Below are 17,640 nucleotides of genomic sequence, written 5' to 3'. Positions count from 1 at the left end.
ATGAGCATCGTGCGGCCCTACGGGGACACCACGGGGGACGGGATGGTGCAGCTGTCGTTCACGCTGCCGATCCCGCACGACAAGCGGGCCGAGGGCGCCGCGGTGCAGCTGGCGAACAAGATGGGCATGGACCCGGCGCTGCTGGTGCACGCCAAGCCGATGGGCGAGGGGTTCACCTTCTTCGTCGTCTACGGCAAGGTCAGCCATCTCGTCGACACCGACAAGGTCCAGGTGGTCGAGCGTGACTTCCCGCTGCTGAGCGCCAAGGAGGTCAACGCGGTGATCAAGCGCAAGCTGCGGCGGCGCCTGAACGTCGTCGGGGCCTGCATCGGCACGGACGCGCACACTGTCGGCATCGACGCGATCCTCAACCTCAAGGGCATCGCGGGGGAGAAGGGCCTGGAGTACTACCGGGAGCTGTCGGTGACCAACATGGGCGCGCAGGTGTCGGTGCCGGAGCTGGTCGAGGAGGCCCGGGCGCAGAAGGCCGACGCGGTGCTGGTGTCGCAGGTGGTGACTCAGCGCGACGCGCACCTGCAGAACACCCGGGCGATGTCGGCGGCGTTCCGGGAGGCGTTGCCGGCGGGCAAGCGGCCGCTGCTGATCGTCGGCGGGCCGCGGTTCGACGAGCTGATGGCCGGCGACCTCGGCGTCGACCGGATCTTCTCCCGGGGGACGACACCCCGGGAGGTCGCCTCTTATCTGGTCCACGCGCTGGTCGGGAGCCCGTCATGATCACTGTCACGCATCGCCGGTACGTGCCGTACTCGCACGCGCACTACGCGGGGAATCTGGTCGACGGGGCGTACTCGCTGGGGTTGTTCGGCGACGTCGCCACCGAGGTGTGCATCCGTCTCGACGGCGACGAGGGGCTGTTCGCGTCGTACTCCGACGTGCAGTTCAAGGCGCCGGTCCAGGCCGGTGACGTCCTGGAGGTCACCGCGACGGTCACCCGCATGGGTACGCGGTCCCGGCAGATCGCGTTCACGTCGGCGGTCGTGTGCCGGGGCACGGGCGGGTCGGCGGCGTCCGTTCTCGACGAGCCGATCATCGCGGTGACCGCCACGGGCACGGTTGTCGTGCCCGCGAAGGCGTGACCACTGCTGTCTGTGTGGACGTCGGGTCGACGTACACGAAGGCCTGTCTGGTCGATCTCGACGGCGGGGTGCTGCTGCGCCGCGCGGAGGTCCCGACGACCGCGGGCACGGACGTCCTGACCGGTCTCGACGCCGCCGTGGCGCAGCTGGGCGGGACCGGCGAGCTCTACGTGTGCTCGTCGGCCGGTGGTGGTCTGCGGCTGGCCGTCGTCGGCTACGAGGCGCTGGTCACGGCCGAGGCCGGGCACCGCGTCGGGTTGTCCGCCGGCGCGCAGGTGGTCCACGTGGCCGCGGGTGCGCTCGACGGCCGGGCGGTGGCGGCGCTGCGGGCGTCGCGTCCGGACGTGATCCTGCTCGTCGGTGGCACCGACGGCGGCGACGGTGAGGTGCTGCTGCACAACGCCCGCCGGCTGGGCACCTCGCGGATGCGGGTGCCGGTGGTCGTCGCAGGGAACGCCGACGTGCGGGACGAGGCCGCAGAGGTCCTGACCGGACGGCGCATCCCGGTGACCGTCACCGGAAATGTCCTACCGAGGATCGGTGTCCTGGACCCCGGCCCGGCGCGCGCGGCGATCCGGGAGGTGTTCCTGCGGCACGTCATCGGCGGCAAGCGGCTCTCCCGGGGTGGCCGGTTCGGGTCGCTGGTGCGCGCGGCGACCCCGGACGCGGTTCTGGCCGGGGTGGAGCTGCTCGCGGACGTGACCGGCGCGGGGGTGCTCGTGGTCGACGTCGGCGGGGCGACCACGGACGTGTATTCGGCGCTGCTGCCGGACGCGGAGTCCGAGACCGGCCCGCGGCGTGACGTCGCCGGGACGCTGTGGCGGTCGCGCACCGTGGAGGGTGACCTCGGTGTCGGGGTGGGTGCGCCCGGTGTGGTCGCGGCCGCGGCGGCCGAGAAGCTGCCGGTGCCGGACATCAGCGGCGGGCCGCCATACAGCGCCGGCACCGACCGGCGGCTGGCCGCGACCGCGGCGACTATCGCGCTGCGCCGGCACGCCCGCGGGTATTCGGCCGGGCCCGGTCAGCCACGCACCGGGGGCCGTGACCTGCGGGATGTCCGGCTGGTCGTCGGCTCCGGCGGGGTGCTGCGGCACGGCGGCGGCGAGGAGGTCCTCGACGCGGTCCTGGGTGACACCGCCGGCGGCTGGGCCGCACCGGCGGCACCGCGGCGCACCGTCGACGCGCAGTACGTCCTGGCGGCGGCGGGACTGATCGCTGTCGATCACCCGGCGGCGGCCGCGGGGCTCGTGCACGCTCTGTGACCGCCCCGGGGGACAGCGGATGACACGCCGGTGAACGCGACACGCCCGGACAGGTGGACGCCGGTTGACAGACCGCCGGGGGTGCGACGTACCGTCTTCAGGTCCTACCTCGGGAAGCGACTGTTGTTCGCTTCGTTCCTTCGCCCACTGGCCACGCCCGCACCCGTTCGGTGAGTGCCCGCGTACGCCAGGTCCAGGGGGTGGGGGTCGGCGGAGCGGCGCGGACCGGTCGCGCTGTCCCGGTGTCGGGCAGGGGTGAACGTGGCCAGTAGACAACGGCACGGCGGGGGCAGCCAGCCCGCGGCGGGTCGGTCCGAAGGTCACGCAAGGCTTCTGACGCACCGGCCCGGAAGGATCTCTGGGAGCAATCGGGGCGCGGCCCGCGGGCCGCGCCCCGATTCGTGTCCGCGCAGGTAACGTGCGCGATGAGATCGTGACCGTCGACAGGTACCCTTCCGCGGGTGGATTTATTGACGCTTCAGCCAACGCCGCCGGTGCCCGCACCGCCCCCGGCGGTGCCTGCCGGGCCGCGCCCGCTGCGCCTCTGGGTGTCCGTGCTGCTCGCGCTGGCCGCCGGCGCCGCGCTGCTGCTGTCGTTCCCGCCGTACGGTCTGTGGTTCCTCGGCCCGGTCGCGGTGGCGTTGCTGGCCGCGGCGACACACCGCCGGCGTCTGCGGGGCGGGTTCGGCGTCGGGATCCTCGCCGGGTTCGTGTTCTTCGTGCCGCTGCTCGACTGGACCAACCTCGCCGCGGGCTGGCTGCCGTGGATCCTGCTGTGCACCGCCCAGGCCGCGTACCTCGGTCTGCTCGGTGTTGCCGGGGCGTGGCTGTCGCCGTTGCACGACCGCTGGCGGGCGGTGTGGCCGCTGACCGCCGGCCTGCTGTGGGTGGCGCAGGAGGCGCTGCGGGACCGGGCGCCGTTCGGCGGGTTCCCGTGGGGGCGTCTCGCGTTCAGCCAGGGTGACGCGCCGGGCCTGCGCCTGGCCGTCGTCGGTGGTGCGCCGCTGGTGACCTTCGCCGTCGCGGCCGCCGGTGGCGCTCTGATCGCCCTAGCCTGGCGGCGCTGGACGCGCCCGCGCAGCTGGGCCGGTGCGATCGGCTTCGCCGTCGCCGCCGGTGTCATCGTCGCCGGGCCTGCCCTGATGCCGGTCGCAAAACCGGCCGCGGCCACGACAACCGTGGCGATCGTGCAGGGCAACGTGCCGCGCCTGGGCCTGGACTTCAACGCCCAGCGGGCCGCGGTGCTGCTCAACCACGTCCGGGCCACGGAGAACCTGGCCGAGGAGGTGCGCCTGGGCCGGCAGCCGAAACCGGAACTGGTGATCTGGCCGGAGAACTCCAGCGACATCGACCCGCTGCGCAACCCCGACGCCGCCCAGCAGATCGCCGCCGCGGCCACCGCGATCGGTGTGCCGATCCTCGTCGGCGCGGTCCTGCGCAGCGACGTGCCCGGCGAGATCCGCAACGCCGGGATCCTCTGGCAGCCGGTCACCGGCCCCGACCTCGACCAGCTCTACGTCAAGCGGCACCCGGTGCCGTTCGCCGAGTACATGCCGCTGCGCCCGATCGCCCGGGTGGTCAGCGACAAGGTCGACCTGGTGAAGAACATGGTCGCCGGCGACACGCCCGGCGTGGTCCGCACACCGGCGGCCACGATCGGCGACGTCATCTGCTTCGAGGTCGCGTACGACTCGATCGTGCGGGACACCGTCACCGGCGGCGCGCAGATCCTCGCGGTGCAGACGAACAACGCCACCTTCAACGAGTCCGAGGCGCGTCAGCAGCTCGCCATGGTGCAGCTGCGGGCCGTCGAGCACGGCCGCGAGGCACTGATGGTGTCGACGGTCGGAGTGTCCGCATTTGTAGGCACCGCAGGTCAGGTGTACTCGGAGACGGGATTCAACACCAGGGCCGTGGTCCTGCATGACATGCACGTCGGTGGACCGCGTACTCTGGCGACTCGTCTGGGGCATTGGCCGGAGTTCGCCGCGGTCGGCCTGGCCGTGCTCCTGCTGGCCGGGGCCGCGCCGTTACGCCGGCGCCGCAACGGCGGCAGCCCCGCCGCGTAAGAGGACGACGGAGGAACGGTGAGCGACGCGAACCCGACGGTATCGGGCTCGGAAGGATATCCGGGGATCGGACGCGTCCTCGTGGTCATCCCGACCTACAACGAGGCCGACAACATCCGCCTGATCACGGACCGCGTCCGCCGCGCCGTGCCGTCCGTCGACATCCTGGTCGCCGACGACAACTCGCCCGACGGCACCGGGGACATCGCCGACGAGATCTCCGCCGGTGACGACCACGTCTTCGTGCTGCACCGCGCCGGCAAGGAAGGCCTCGGCGCCGCGTACGTCGCCGGGTTCGCCTGGGCCAAGAACAAGGGCTACGACGCGGTCGTCGAGATGGACGCCGACGGTTCCCACGCCCCCGAGGAGCTGCACAAGCTTCTCGACGCGCTGCGCGACGCCGACGCCGTCCTGGGCACCCGGTACATCCCCGGTGGCAGTGTGCACAACTGGCCGATCCACCGGCTGCTGCTCTCGCGCGGCGGCAACATCTACATCCGCATGGCCCTCGGTATGCCGTTCAAGGACGCGACCGGCGGCTACCGGGCATACAGGATGCCGGTCCTCGACGCGATCGACGTCGCCACCGTCGCCTCGACCGGCTACTCGTTCCAGGTCGAGCTGGCCTGGCGCACCTACAAGCACGGTTTCCGCATCGCCGAGGTGCCGATCACGTTCACCGAGCGCGAACACGGCGTCAGCAAGATGAGCGGCAACATCTTCAAGGAACAGCTGCTCAGGGTGACCGTGTGGGGGGCCACCGCTCGCCGGGACGCCCTCCTGGCCCGGCTCGGCCGCAAGCCGCGCCAGGGTTCGACCTGGCCGTGACCGCGCCCGGGCGTGTCATGCTGGAAGTCGTGCAAACGGCGGAAGGTTGTGAGTGATGCGCCGAGGCCTGGCCCTGCTACCCCTGGGGCTGCTGCTGCTAGCGGTGGCCGAGATCTCCGTGTTCGTGGCGGTGGTGCACGCGATCGGCGCCGGCTGGGCGCTGCTGATCATCGCCGTGTCCAGCGTCGCCGGTCTGGCGCTGCTGCGCCGGGAAGGCATCCGCGGCTGGCGTGCGTTCCGCAGCGCCGCCGAGGCCGGTCGCCCGCCGGGCGCTCAGGTCAGCAACTCCCTCGTCGGGCTGCTCGGTGCGCTGCTGCTGGCCGTGCCGGGCTTCATCTCCGCGGTGGCCGGTCTGCTGCTGGTCCTGCCGCCCGGCCGGATCCTGGCCCGCCGTGGTGTCGAACGTGCCACCGAGCGCCGGGTGTCGTCGGCGGTCGCCGGTGACCTGTTCGGCCCCCGGCACGTCCGGGTGCGTCAGTCGTCGCCGGTCGACGACCCCGCGCCGGCCGACGCCGGTCCCGTCACGGCCGGCCCGCCCGGGGAGATCGTCCAGGGTGAGGTCGTCGAGGGCGAGATCGTCCGCTGACCCGCTGAACCCGCGCACAGAAAATCGCCGTCCCGCAGATGCGGGACGGCGATTGACGTTGCTGCAGGTCAGCGACCCCGGCGGGTGCGGACCTCCTGCAGCCTCTCGTTGAGGATGTCCTCGAGCTCCGAGATCGACCGGCGCTCGAGCAGCATGTCCCAGTGGGTGCGAGGCGGCTTTGCCTTCTTCTGCTCCGGCTCGTTACCGTCGACCAGTCGCGCGACGCTGCCGTCGAACTTGCACTCCCAGGTGATCGGCACCTCGGCGTCGACGGCGAACGGCACCTCGAACTGGTGACCCTTCACGCACAGGTACTCGCGGGTCTGCCGGGGCGCCAGCTCCGTGTTGCGGTCGGACTCGTAGCTGACTGCGCCTAGACGGCTGCCGCGCAGCATGCGTTCGCCCATGATCGGCTTTCCCCTCGCTCGTGGTGCTACTTGCCGTTGGTGTAACGAACAGGACGGTCGCGAGATTCCTGGCGACCACCGTGTGTCGGCGGTGTTAACGCTTCGAGCGTAACCGCCCGGGTCCCCTATCGGCCGACTCAGCCCCGTCCTGAAGTGGACCTTGGTCCACTTTACTGGACTTTGCGAGATCTACGGATGGTGCGATGTCGGTCACCGTGTCGTCGCCGGCCCCTGCGACGGGACCGGCCGTGCCGGACCCAGCGCCGCGAGCGCCGACGCGAGATCACTGACCTGCGCCGAGAGCTGCGCCACCCGGGAGTGGGCACTGTCCGCGTCGGCCCGGGCCGCGTCGAGACGCTGCCGCATCCCGGCCACGTCACGCTCGGCGTCGGCACGAACCTGTTCCAGGGTACGCCGCAGCGCGTCCGCCTCCTGCGAGGTGCGCTGCGCGGCGGCCCGCTCCGACGCCGCCTCGGCCTGAGCAGCCGCCAGCTCGGCCCGGACGGCGTCGCGCTCCGTGCGCGCAGCCCCGGCCTCGTCCTGCGCCGCCTCCACGGCCCGGCGGACCCGGGATGTCTCTTCCTGCGCGGCCGACAGTGACTGGCGGACCTCTGCGGTTTCCTGCTGTGCGGCGCTCAGCGCCTCGCGGGAGGTGGCGAGCTCCCCGCGCACCGCACCCAGTGCTGCTGTGGCCGCTGCGGCCTCCTGACGGGCCGTCTCGACGTCCCGCTCGAGCGACACGGCCTCCCGGCGGGCACCGTCGAGCTCCTTGCGGACACTGTCGGCGTCACGGCGGGCGGCGTCCCGGTCGGCCTCGGCCTGCACCCGCAGCGCCGCGGCGGCGCTCGCGGCGGCCTGCGCCTCGTCACGGCCGGCAACCGCCCCGCGGGCGTCGGCGGCGGCGGAGTCGGCCAGCCGGCGTGCGGCCTCGGCGATCTGCAGGGCGTCGTCACGTTCGGCGCGGGCGACCACGGCCTCCTGCGCGGCGGTCCCGGCGGCCTCGGTGGCCCGGTCGGCGTCGCGGCGGGCGTCGTCGCGTTCGGTGTGCGCCGCGGCGATCTGCCGGGAGGTCTCCGCACGGACCTCGGCCACCTGCCGCTCGACACCGGCGGGCGACATCTCGGCGTGCAGAGCCTCGCTCAGGGTGCCGACGAGCTGGTCGAGACGGTCGACGGCCTCCCAGGTGCGGGCCACCTGCCCGGCGAGCCCGGGCGAGGAACGGTGCCGCATGCGCACGTTGCGGGAGGCGCGCTGGCACTCGCCGTCGTTGTCGCGGCAGTACCGGAAAGGGCGCCCGGCGGCGGCGCGCTGCGGCACCGGCCGTCCACAGTGCGCACAGGGCCGCGTCTCGGGCGCCGCGTCGCCGTCGAAGGGGCCACCATCGGCGCGGTCGGCGTTCGTCAGACCGGAGTTGATCAAGGAAGTGCTGTCATCCACCATCGCGACCCGACCCTAAACCCACCCACCGGCAAGTCCTGGCCACCGCGCCGGGACACGCCCGGGTCAGTGGGCGAGGACGAGCCGCAGGCGGCGTTCGGTCCAGCGCAGCTCCTCGCGCAGCCGGTCGAGGGTGCGCGGGGTGTCCGGCGACAGGGCCCCGGCACGGGCCTCGTCCTCCAGCTGCTCGCACAGGTCGGCGACCGCGGACGCCCCGATGTTGCCGGCGGCGCCCTTGAGGCTGTGCGCCTGATCCTCGAAGGTGGACCGGTCACCGCTCGCGTAGGCCTCGGCCAGGGCCGCCACGTGCTGCGGCGCCCGCTTCAGGAACGACTCGACCAGACGGTTGACCAGGTCGCGTTCCGGCTGCGTACGGTCACCGGCGAGCTCGTCCAAGCGGCGGCCGATCCGGTCCTCCTGGTGCCCGGCGACGACCTCCGGCAGCACCGGTACGGCCGGGTTGCCGTGCACCCAGCGGTCCAGTGTCGCATCGAGCTCCGCCGGGTTCACCGGTTTGGCCAGGTAGTCGTCCATGCCCGCGGCCAGGCAGCGTTCCCGGTCGGCGACCAGCGCACTGGCCGTCATCGCGATGATCGGGGTGCGGGCGGCGCCGGCGGCCTCGCGGCGGCGCAGCTCGGCCGTGGCGGTGAAGCCGTCCATCCGCGGCATGCGGCAGTCCATCAGGATCGCGTCGTAACGGCGGGTCCCGGCCAGCTCCAGGGCCTGGACACCGTCACCGGCGACGTCGGCGCGGTACCCGAGACTGGCCAGCACACCCACGGCGACCATCTGGTTGATGTCGTTGTCCTCGACCAGCAGGATCGTGCCCTTGCCGGCGGGTTTCGACGGTGCCGGCGGCCGGGTGACGACCGGGACCGGGACGACGGCCGCCATGCTCTGCGCGAGCAGGTCGAACAGCGCCGACCGGTGCACGGGCTTGGGCAGGTAGGTGGCGCTGTTGCGCGGGTCGGCGGGGGCGTTCTCGTTCAGGACGACCACGTGCGCGGCGGGGATCGACGGGTCCGCGGCGACCGCCCGGGACAGCCCGGCGGTGTCCACGTCACCCGGGTCCGCGTCGAGCAGCAGCAGGTCGTACGGGCGGCCGTGGGCGGCGGCCTCCCGCAGCGCGGCCATCGCCGCCGGCCCGGTGCCGGCACCGGAGACGATCATGTGCCAGCGGCGCAGGTCGGCTTCGAGCTCCTCGTGGTCCGGGCCGGTGCCGACGAGCAGGATCCGCAGGCCCGTCGCGTCCGGGCACGGTGTGCCGGCCGTTCCCTGCGCGGGCTCGAACGGGATCTCGCACCAGAACGTGCTGCCCTGGCCCGGCTCGCTGTCGACACCGATGACCCCGCCCATCGCCTCGGTCAGCTGCCGGCTGATCGCCAGACCCAGCCCGGTGCCGCCGTACGTGCGGGTGGTCGACGCATCGGCCTGGGTGAACGGTTCGAACAGCCGGTCGGCGTCGGCGACGGTGATCCCGATGCCGGTGTCGGTGACCTCGAAACGGACCCTCGGGCCGGTGGCGTCGACCAGTGCCGCCCGCAGGGTCACGCTGCCCTTGGACGTGAACTTGACCGCGTTGCCGGCCAGGTTCAGCAGGATCTGGCGGACCCGGCCGCCGTCACCGCGTACGGTGGCGGGCAGGTCGGGGCCGCGGCGGGTGACCACCGTCAGGCCCTTGTCCTCGGCGGCCGGGGTGACCAGCGCGGCCGTCTCGGCCAGCAGCGCACCGAGGTCGAAGTCGTCCGGGTCCAGGACGACCTTCCCCGCCTCGATCTTGGAGTAGTCCAGGATGTCGTTGATGACACCCAGCAGCGCGTTGCCGGCCGAGTGGATGCCCGAGGCGTAACGCCGCTGGTCCGCGTCGAGCTCGGTGCCGATCAGCAGCGAGGCCAGACCCAGGACACCGTTCATCGGGGTACGGATCTCGTGGCTCATGGTGGCCAGGAACTCGCTCTTGATCCGCGACTGGGCCAGGGCCTCGTCGCGGGCCTCCTCGGCGCTGTCCCGGGCCTTGCGCAGGTCGGTGACGTCGAGGGAGACGCCGCAGATCGCGTACAGCTCACCGGCGGCGTCGAAGAGCGGGAACTTGTTGGTCTCGTAGACGCGGGTGTTGCCGTCGACGTCGCTGGTCTCCTCGACGTGGACCGCGCCGGCGTGGGCGAGCCGGTCGTTGGCCCGCCAGACCGGCGCGAGCACCGGGTCGAGATATTCGTCGGTGTGGCCCAGCAGCTCGGCCTCGGTGACGCCGAACGCGCCCTGGAACGCCTCGTTGGCCAGCAGGTACCGGCCCTGCAGGTCCTTGACGTAGATCGACGACTGGCTGTTGGTGATGACCGCGCGCAGCATGGCCGCCTGCGCGTCGCGTTCGGCCTCGGCCTGCGCGCGGCCCTCGGCGACCTTCTCGCGCAGCTCGATGTCGTGGCGGCGCTGCTGCTCCTGCGGGCCGACGAACAGCGAGCCCGTGCCCGAGAGCAGCACCCCGTAGCTGCGCCGCAGCGTCCAGTAGTAGACGCCGACAGCCGCGGTGAACAGGTCCCAGGCGGCGGAGGGCCACAGCGACCAGGTGGTCGTCTCCTGGTGCATGCCGGTCATCGTCGCCGTGGTCCAGCTGGCCTCCCAGTACATCGCGGCGTGGAAGGCGTGCCCGACGGCGCAGCTGAAGAAGATCATGGCGGTGGCCACGGCGAGGCGGTTGGTGAACAGCTGTCCCGCGCGGACCACCGGCACCACGATCGCCACCGTGATCGCGGCGTAGGCGCACGTGATCACGATGTTGCCGATCAGAGCCCACTGCTGCGCCACCTACTTCTGATCGGCGCGGCGGGCGTGGCGCTTAGCGGCCGAGGAACTCCTTGACCGCCGGGCCGACCACACCGGCCTTCACCATGTGGGTCTGCCCGGGCAGAGTGCGGTAGTCCGCCTTCGGCAGGGCCTCGCTGAGTGCTTTCGCCGCGTTGCGCATGTATTGCGGGCTCTTGCCGCCGTCCATGACGATCGCCGGGACGGTCACCCCGGCCCAGCGGCTCGCGTCCAGCGGCACCCCGCGACTGGTGTCACCCAGGATGTGCTGGTCGTAGGGCAGTGTCGGCGCGACCGCCCTGAGCTTCTTGAAGACCGGCGTCAGCCCGAGGATGTGCACGGCGAAGGCGGGCATGCCGACGTCCTTGAGGAACTTCTTCACCGCACCGCCGGTGTCACCCCGGGCGATCAGCGCCTCGGTCTCCGCCGTGAACGTGTCCGGCCGCGCCGGCCGCGTGTCGTCGACGATGAACGGCGGCTCGTAGAGCGCGAGCTTGGTGACACCGTCCAGCCGGGCGGCGGCGTCCGCGGCCAGGACCGCACCCGAGGAACATCCCACCAGGTACGCCGTACCGCCGGCCGCCTCGAGCAGCGCGGCGAGGTCCTCGATCTCCCGCTCGGCGGACCAGGGCAGGGTGTTGCCGCTCTCGCCCCGCCCCCGGCGGTCGTAGATGACAACGGTGTACGTGTCGGCGAGCGCCCCGGCGAGGTCGCGGGACGGGCCCTGGTCGCGGTAGCACATCGCGCCGTCCACGACGATCAGCGCGGGGCCGGAGCCCTGCGTCTCGTAGGCGATGGTGGTGCCGTCGGCAGAGGTCACGGTAGCCATGGTCAAGCCCTTTCAGGCGTCGAGGTCGTCGAGGAAACGCTGCCAGTCCGCGGTGTCCGCGGGCGTGAACAGCTCGTGGGCGGCGAGCAGGGTGCCGTTGAGGCCACGGATGAAGCGGTAGAGGGCGTCCGGGGTACGGATGCCCAGGGTGTGGGGGTTGGTGAAGTAGACGACACCGCCGTGCTCCCAGCCGGCCTCGTCACCGGGCCGCGGGTCGGCGCCGAGACCCAGGGCGGTGTGCAGGTGCTGCCAGGTCACGGACCAGTCCTTGACCGGTGGCCCGAACACCGTGACCGGGGTGGCGGTGCGCCCGGGGAAGTAGGTCAGGCACTGCACGAGCGTCCCGAAGAACAGCTCGGTGCCGAACCGCATGGCCTCGAACTCGTCGGCCCAGTCGTCGCCGGGCAGGAAGCCACTGGTCACGCTGCGCAGCACGGTCGCGCTGCCGTCGCGGCCCTCGATCAGGTATTCGTTGGCGAGGAACCGGCCGTCCGGGGCGGGCTCGCTGCGGTAGACGAAGTGCCGGGGATCGTCGGCGACGGTGACCGTGCCGGCGGGGATCCAGCCGTCGCCGAAGGACGTCCGCACGGTGTCACCGTCGATCTCGGTGCGGCCGACGAACCACGAGCTGATGCCCGGCCCGGTGGCGATGGTCTCCCACACCTGCGCCGGGTCGGCCGGCACCTCGGCGTCAAGTCGGATCTCGAAGTCCTTGCCCATGTCTCAGTCCTCCCGGACGACGGTCGGGTGCACGGCGACGATCAGGCGGTGGCTGCGCCCGCCCGGCGCGTCCTCGTCGTGGAAACGGCTCACCAGCTGCGTGACGGCAACGGTCAGCTCCTCGGCGAAGGCGGCCCGGTCGGCGGCCGTCGCGAAACGGACCTCACCGTCGATCGCGAACGTGGCGACCTTCTGCTTCGCCTTGGCAGCGCCGGTGAGCAGCTCACCGACGTCGCGGACGAGACGCGCGGCGACGGCGAGCAGCCAGCGCGCCGAGAGCCGGTCCGGTGCCCGCGCGGGGTCCGGGGCGACCGCGGCCATCGCGGTGGGGGAGATGACGTAGGAGGCGGCGGTGGCCTGCAGCACCCGCTCGGTGACGTTGCCCCGGCGGCGCTCCTCGACCAGCTCGACCAGGCCGTGCTGCTCCAGGGTGCGCAGGTGATAGTTGACCTTCTGCCGGGGGAGTCCGACCTGGGCCGCCAGCATCGTCGCCGAGCCGGGCACCGCCAGCAGGGCGAGCAGCCGGCTGCGGATCGGATCCAGGCTGACCTCGGCCGCGGCCGGGTCCTCGATCACTGCGACGCTCTCCATGCGGCCCACTCTCCCACCGACAAAAACTTTTGTCCAGGCCAGAATCATCGTCGGCGTTCCCCTAGGATCGTGGCGTGCTGAATCCACCGCAGGACCTGGTCGACGATCCCGGTGCGGCGCAGGAGCTGCTGCACAACCAGACCAACGGCGTCACCGGGGGCATCTGGCGGGTGCGGCGCGACGGCGGCAGCGCCATCCTGAAGATCTGCACGCCGGGACGACCCGAGGCCGCTGCGCACTTCCAGGCCTCGGAGGAGCCGTCGCACTGGAACTACTGGCGGCGCGAACTGCTCGCGTACCGGACCGGATTTGCTTCGGGAGCGTTCGCCGACGCCGGGCTGTCGGCGCCTGCGCTGCTCGGCACCGAGGAACGCCCCGACGGGTCCGTCGCGATGTGGCTGGAGGACGTCGCGGGCACACCGGGCACCAGCGCCGGCAGCGCCGACCTGGGCGACGTCGCGTACCGGACGGGAGTCGGACAGGCCCGCTGGCTGGACCGGCCACCGGCCCACGAGTGGCTGTCGCGGGACTTCCTGCGCGACTACACGACGGCGCAGTCCGGCGTCGGCGAGCTCGACTGGGACCACCCGGTCGCCGCCGAGGCCTGGCCGCCGCAGCTCCGCGCCGACCTGCGCACGCTGTGGGAACGCCGCGACGACGTGCTCGCCGCCACCGACCGGCTGCCGCGCACCCTGTGCCACCACGACCTGTGGCCGATGAACCTGATCCTCGCGCCGCGCGGGCCGGTGCTGCTCGACTGGGCGTTCACCGGGCCCGGCGCGATCGGGGAGGACGTCGCCAACCTGACCCTGGACACGTTCTTCGACGGCTTCATCGACGTCTCCCTGATCGACGAGGTCGTCGCGGCGGTCGGTGACGGATACCGCCGCGGGCTCGGCGGTGTGGTCGACGAGGCGACGATCACCCGCGCGATCCGGCTGACCGGCGCGGCGAAGTACTACTGGCTCGCCCCGCGCATGCTCAGCGCCCTGACGCAGCCCCGGCGCGGGACCGTCTACGACTCCCGGGACACCGCCGCGATCTTCGCCGGCCGCGCCCCGGTCCTGTCCGTCGTCACCCGCTGGGCCCGCGAAAGTCTCTAGCGGTGCCCGCCGAACGAAGCGACCAGGGCGTCGGCGACGATCGCGGCGTCCGCATCGGCCACGTCCCCGGGGTATTCCGGCAGCAGATCGTCCCAGACCACCAGCCACGACCCGTAGAGCTGCGCCTGCCCCTCGGGCCGGGCGAAGAACCAGACGTGCAGGTGGGCGCCTCCGTCACCGAGGCGATAGACGTGCGCCCGCGACACCCCCGGCAGTGCCTGCACGTGCCGGGCGAGGTGCACGGTCAGCACCCCCAGCTCGGCGGCCAGGTCGTCCGGCAGATCCTCCAGGTCGTGGTGGTCGAGCGGCTGCAGCATCAGCACGAGCGGTACCCCGGTCCCGCCGATCCGGGTGAGCCGCCAGCGGTCGTTGAACCAGATCCCCTGGTCACGATGGCCGCAGGCGGCGCAGTCGGCCGGGTCCTCACCGTGCCGCGGCGGCTCGGGCAGCACCGGCGGGCGCAACGGCGTGACCCGTAAACCGTCCTGTTCGAACGGACTGATCTCCCAGCCGGTCATCCGGGCCAGGGGTAGCCGGCGTGTGTCGTCAGCCGCGGCAATGGCATGGTCGTAGAACTCGTCGGGTCGCATAGCCATGGCCCGCACACTAGGGCTTCTCGGCCGGCCGGTGGGGGCACCCGGTCGCCGACCGGCGGGCTCGGCCCGGCAGACTTGATCAAGCCGACTCCATGGAGCCAGCTCTATCCGGTCGTCTCTGCCCGGCGCGGGGGCCGGGGGCCCGGTGACCGTCACCGGAAACTCCTACCGAGGATCGGTGTCGTCGATCGGGTCCGGCTCCATCAGCGCTCATCCCCGCCCGTCCCGAACCTTCAACCGCAGGCTCGCCAAGCCGGCTCTGTCCGGGCGGCTCTATCCGGCCGGTGGGAAAGAGACGTGCCAGCGGTCCGCGCGGTGGGTCAGGCGGATCAGCGACAGCGGCGAGACGTCCAGCTGCCAGACGCCGTCGTCGGAGAGACCGAGGGCGTGCGCCAGCGCCGCGCGGACCACCACCGGATGCGCCACGGCCACGATGCGCTGCTCGGCCTGCTTGTCGAGCCAGGCACCGGCGCGCTGCCGCACCGCGGCCAGGGACTCCCCGCCGTGCGGGGTCGCCTCGGGGTCGGTGAGCCAGGACTGCAGGCCCTCCGGGTCGGTGCCGGCGATGTCGCCCAGGCCCAGACCCGTCCATTGGCCGTAGTCGGGGTCGGCCAGGGCGTGCTCGACCACCGGGTCGTCGTGGCCGAGAGCCCGCGCGGTCTGCAGAGCGGCCTGTGACGGCGCGCTGAACCACACGTCGGCCCGGCCACCCAGGTCGGTGGTCAGGGCGAGGGCGGCCCGCAGGCCGCCCTCGTCGAGATCGTCGTCACCACCGAAGACCGCCCGGCGCAGGCCGGGGGTCGCGGCGGAGGCGAGCAGCCGTGGTCCGCTCACGCGGACACGGTCTCGGACTTCTCCCGCTCCACCGCCGGGGGACGGGCCCCCAGCCGGCTCAGCAGCGCGGCGAACGCCAGGCCCAGGGCGACCCACAGGGTGGCCTGGGTCCCGAGCGACGAGATCCGGAAATTCCAGAGCAGGCTCGGCGGGAACGTGTCGGGCACCTCGTCGATGCTCGGCAGCAGCACGTAGCCGACCGTGACCACGATCAGGAACCCGGCGACGGCCGCGATCGCGCGCAGCCACTCCGGTGCTGTCGAGCGCAGCGAGCGGGACGCGACGACCCCGGCCCAGACCGCGACCAGGCCGATCACGACGATCGACAGGTAGCTGATCGTGCGCTGGTTGATGGTCGCCGGATCACCCACGGCCGGTGGGTTCGCCGGATATTTCAGGAACGGCACCAGCACGACGCCGACCAGGGCCGCACCGGCGAGCCCGAACGCCGCCCGCGTGTCGTCCGGCGTGCGCAACCGCCGGCGCAGCAGGGTGTACGCCGTGGCGAGCAGGCCACCCATCGCGACGCCGTAGAGGGCGGTGGCCAGGAACAGGCCGCCCTTCTGGCCGGTGCGGGAGACCAGCTCCTCGTCGTGGTGACCGTCGTCGGCCGCGTGCACGCCGGGGTCGGCCGCCGCGGCCTCCTCGATCGCGATCGCGGCGTCGATGCGGCTCTCACCGGTCGAGTACGCAAAAACACCGGCCAGCAGGCCGGCGATCAGACCGGCGAGCAGGCCTCGCAGCAGGATGGCGCCGTACGACGGTGTGGTGCGGGTCCGGGTCAGTGACACGGAACGCCGAGAAGGTGACGACCGTCGTGCATCAGCTCGTGCAGGTACATGCCGCTCTGTGAGATCGCGCCCTGGTCGAACGCGACCAGGTAGGCGAGCAGCAGCAGCAGCACGACGGCGCCGACGGCGGTCCAGAGCACGCGCGCGGAGACCGCGGGTGCGTTCAGCGGGCGAACCGACTGAATGTTCGACATAACGGATCAGACCTCCTACCGGGATGACGCGTCCCGTTCAACAGGTCTGCGCACGTGTGAGCGTCCTGACTCACGGCTCCCGGGGGATCCGTTCACAGTGGCGCGACCGCACCGGATTTTCACCGGTTTCCCTCACGACGCCGCAGATGGTTCCCACAACCTAGCTGCGGCTGCGTGAGCCGGTCAATCGGGCGGGTCACCACGGGAAGCCGCGCCTCGGTAACATCCAATCCGGTCGTTGTCCGCGGGGAGTGGGGATGCAGGTGCGCAAGGTCGCGGTCGCGGTTGCAGTGGCGGGCACGGTCCTTTTCCCCGCTGTCCCCGCGCAGGCCCGCGCCAACATCTGCCAGACGCAGCCCGGCGTGGCCCAGGTCAGCAAGACCCAGCCGTACGAGGACCAGATGTTCGCGCCCGAGCGGCTCGCACCGTTCGCCACCGGCGCCGGGGTCCGGGTGGCGGTCATTGATTCCGGTGTGGACGCCGGGCATCCGCAGCTCAGGGGCCGGGTCGCCGCCGGCCGTGACTTCCTGCACGGCGACGCGACCGGCCGGCAGGACTGCATCGGCCACGGCACCGCGGTGGCCAGCATCATCGCCGCGCGACCGGCCAAGGGCGCCGGCATGCGCGGTCTGGCGCCGGCCGCGACGATCGTGCCGATCCGGGTCAGTGAGCAGATCGACACCGAGGACGCCGCGGGCTCGAGCGACAGGCCGGTCAGCCCGGTCAAGTTCGCCCAGGCCATCGACTGGGCCGTCGACGAGGGCAACGCCGATGTGATCAACATGTCGCTGGTGATGACCGCCGACGACCCGTCCGTCCGCGCCGCCGTGGCCCGCGCGGTCGCCCGCGGTGTCGTGGTGGTCGCCGCGGCAGGCAACGACGGCAAGCCCGACGACGCGAACCTGCGGCCCTATCCCGCCTCCTATCCGGACGTCATCGGTGTCGGCGCGATCGGCCCCGACGGGGTCGCCGGTGACTTCTCCCAGCACGGCGACTGGGTCGACCTCACCGCTCCCGGTGTGGACGTGACGTTCGCCGCACGCCGCTCGGGCCACACCTCGGGCCGGGGCACCAGCTATGCGTCACCGTTCGTCGCCGCGACCGCGGCGCTGGTCAAGCAGCGGTTCCCGTCCCTGACACCCGCGCAGGTCGCCCGGCGGATCCTCGCCACCGCCGACCCCGCGCCGGGCGGGCGCCGCAGCGACAAGTACGGCGTGGGTGTCGTGAACCCGTACCGCGCGCTGACGGAGACGCTGGGGCCGGACACCCCGCCCGCGCCCGCACCGGTCGTCATGCACACCGAGGACCCGGCGACCGTGGCCCTGGCGGCCCGCCGCGCCCACGCCCAGGACATGTCGCTGCTGGTGGCGGCGATCGGCGCCGGAGTGGTGCTCCTGGTGGTCGTGGTCGCCGCGGCGATGCGCCGGGGACGCCGCCGCGGCTGGCGCCCGCCCGGGCCCGAGTTGCCCTGATCTCAAACCGGTTGCGCGGGTC

Annotated in this window: 18 protein-coding genes and 1 riboswitch; of the genes, 8 read left to right on the top strand and 10 right to left on the bottom strand. The window is 72.5% G+C overall.

The features are described 5' to 3' along the window. The 6 genes from kamE (at nucleotide 1) to AFR_RS21940 (ending at nucleotide 5,842) form a co-directional block, all read left to right on the top strand. Nucleotides 1-735 carry a lysine 5,6-aminomutase subunit beta gene (gene kamE, locus AFR_RS21965; protein ID WP_023363002.1) on the top strand — a complete coding sequence of 245 codons (735 nt, stop codon included), beginning with the start codon at nucleotides 1-3 and terminating at the stop codon, nucleotides 733-735. Then, nucleotides 732-1,097 (top strand): 3-aminobutyryl-CoA ammonia lyase, encoded by a 366-nt coding sequence (kal, locus tag AFR_RS21960; protein ID WP_023363001.1) that lies wholly within the window; start codon nucleotides 732-734, stop codon nucleotides 1,095-1,097. Before kamE ends, kal begins: the two co-directional genes overlap by 4 nt. Beyond that, a complete protein-coding gene (locus AFR_RS21955; protein ID WP_041841047.1) occupies nucleotides 1,094-2,359 on the top strand; it encodes a glutamate mutase L in 1,266 nt (421 codons plus the stop codon). The genes kal and AFR_RS21955 overlap by 4 nt, the downstream gene beginning before the upstream one ends. A gap of 470 nt (nucleotides 2,360-2,829) precedes the next feature. Beyond that, nucleotides 2,830-4,428, top strand: a complete 1,599-nt coding sequence (gene lnt, locus AFR_RS21950; protein WP_052359429.1) for an apolipoprotein N-acyltransferase — start codon at nucleotides 2,830-2,832, stop codon at nucleotides 4,426-4,428. A gap of 18 nt (nucleotides 4,429-4,446) precedes the next feature. Further along, nucleotides 4,447-5,256: a polyprenol monophosphomannose synthase gene (locus AFR_RS21945; RefSeq protein WP_023362998.1), complete on the top strand. Its 810-nt coding sequence runs from the start codon at nucleotides 4,447-4,449 to the stop codon at nucleotides 5,254-5,256. Between the two features lie 55 nt (nucleotides 5,257-5,311). Then, the gene (locus AFR_RS21940; RefSeq protein WP_023362997.1) at nucleotides 5,312-5,842 is read left to right on the top strand and encodes an FxsA family protein; all 531 of its coding nucleotides are present in this window, start codon (nucleotides 5,312-5,314) and stop codon (nucleotides 5,840-5,842) included. A gap of 68 nt (nucleotides 5,843-5,910) precedes the next feature. Here the strand turns inward: AFR_RS21940 and AFR_RS21935 are convergent, their stop codons facing one another. The 6 genes from AFR_RS21935 to AFR_RS21910 all read right to left on the bottom strand — a co-directional run bounded on the left by AFR_RS21935 (nucleotide 5,911) and on the right by AFR_RS21910 (nucleotide 12,628). Continuing rightward, entirely contained in the window at nucleotides 5,911-6,249 is a 339-nt protein-coding gene (locus AFR_RS21935; RefSeq protein WP_015622005.1) for an RNA polymerase-binding protein RbpA, read from the bottom strand. A gap of 210 nt (nucleotides 6,250-6,459) precedes the next feature. Beyond that, nucleotides 6,460-7,686 carry a coiled-coil domain-containing protein gene (locus AFR_RS21930; RefSeq protein WP_438829905.1) on the bottom strand — a complete coding sequence of 409 codons (1,227 nt, stop codon included), beginning with the start codon at nucleotides 7,684-7,686 and terminating at the stop codon, nucleotides 6,460-6,462. Nucleotides 7,687-7,752: 66 nt separating this feature from the next. Beyond that, entirely contained in the window at nucleotides 7,753-10,491 is a 2,739-nt protein-coding gene (locus AFR_RS21925; RefSeq protein WP_023362995.1) for an ATP-binding protein, read from the bottom strand. Between the two features lie 31 nt (nucleotides 10,492-10,522). Then, on the bottom strand, nucleotides 10,523-11,317 hold the full coding sequence (locus tag AFR_RS21920; protein ID WP_023362994.1) for an alpha/beta fold hydrolase: 795 nt from the start codon (nucleotides 11,315-11,317) through the stop codon (nucleotides 10,523-10,525). Nucleotides 11,318-11,329: 12 nt separating this feature from the next. Continuing rightward, nucleotides 11,330-12,037: an SRPBCC family protein gene (locus AFR_RS21915; RefSeq protein ID WP_023362993.1), complete on the bottom strand. Its 708-nt coding sequence runs from the start codon at nucleotides 12,035-12,037 to the stop codon at nucleotides 11,330-11,332. A gap of 3 nt (nucleotides 12,038-12,040) precedes the next feature. Next, entirely contained in the window at nucleotides 12,041-12,628 is a 588-nt protein-coding gene (locus tag AFR_RS21910; RefSeq protein ID WP_023362992.1) for an ArsR/SmtB family transcription factor, read from the bottom strand. A gap of 74 nt (nucleotides 12,629-12,702) precedes the next feature. On the opposite strand from AFR_RS21910, the gene AFR_RS21905 reads away from it, so the two are divergent. Then, on the top strand, nucleotides 12,703-13,731 hold the full coding sequence (locus AFR_RS21905) for an aminoglycoside phosphotransferase family protein (protein WP_023362991.1): 1,029 nt from the start codon (nucleotides 12,703-12,705) through the stop codon (nucleotides 13,729-13,731). Here AFR_RS21905 and AFR_RS21900 read toward each other — a convergent pair. From AFR_RS21900 to AFR_RS21885, 4 genes are all read right to left on the bottom strand, one after another. Next, nucleotides 13,728-14,327, bottom strand: coding sequence for an HIT family protein (locus tag AFR_RS21900; RefSeq protein ID WP_041841045.1), 600 nt, complete (start codon nucleotides 14,325-14,327; stop codon nucleotides 13,728-13,730). The two genes, AFR_RS21905 and AFR_RS21900, sit on opposite strands and share 4 nt — an antisense overlap. 273 nt (nucleotides 14,328-14,600) lie before the next feature. Beyond that, nucleotides 14,601-15,161, bottom strand: a complete 561-nt coding sequence (locus AFR_RS21895; protein ID WP_023362989.1) for a histidine phosphatase family protein — start codon at nucleotides 15,159-15,161, stop codon at nucleotides 14,601-14,603. After that, the gene (locus AFR_RS21890) at nucleotides 15,158-15,952 is read right to left on the bottom strand and encodes a CbtA family protein (protein ID WP_023362988.1); all 795 of its coding nucleotides are present in this window, start codon (nucleotides 15,950-15,952) and stop codon (nucleotides 15,158-15,160) included. Before AFR_RS21890 ends, AFR_RS21895 begins: the two co-directional genes overlap by 4 nt. Continuing rightward, nucleotides 15,943-16,146 (bottom strand): CbtB domain-containing protein, encoded by a 204-nt coding sequence (locus tag AFR_RS21885; protein WP_023362987.1) that lies wholly within the window; start codon nucleotides 16,144-16,146, stop codon nucleotides 15,943-15,945. Before AFR_RS21885 ends, AFR_RS21890 begins: the two co-directional genes overlap by 10 nt. A gap of 60 nt (nucleotides 16,147-16,206) precedes the next feature. Then, nucleotides 16,207-16,277: riboswitch (cobalamin riboswitch) on the bottom strand. A gap of 126 nt (nucleotides 16,278-16,403) precedes the next feature. On the opposite strand from AFR_RS21885, the gene mycP reads away from it, so the two are divergent. Then, nucleotides 16,404-17,618 carry a type VII secretion-associated serine protease mycosin gene (mycP, locus tag AFR_RS21880; protein WP_023362986.1) on the top strand — a complete coding sequence of 405 codons (1,215 nt, stop codon included), beginning with the start codon at nucleotides 16,404-16,406 and terminating at the stop codon, nucleotides 17,616-17,618. Nucleotides 17,619-17,640 lie beyond the last annotated feature (22 nt).

It is taken from the genome of Amorphoplanes friuliensis DSM 7358, assembly GCF_000494755.1.
GTDB lineage: Bacteria > Actinomycetota > Actinomycetes > Mycobacteriales > Micromonosporaceae > Actinoplanes > Actinoplanes friuliensis.
This window is presented reverse-complemented; position numbering and strand designations above follow the sequence as displayed.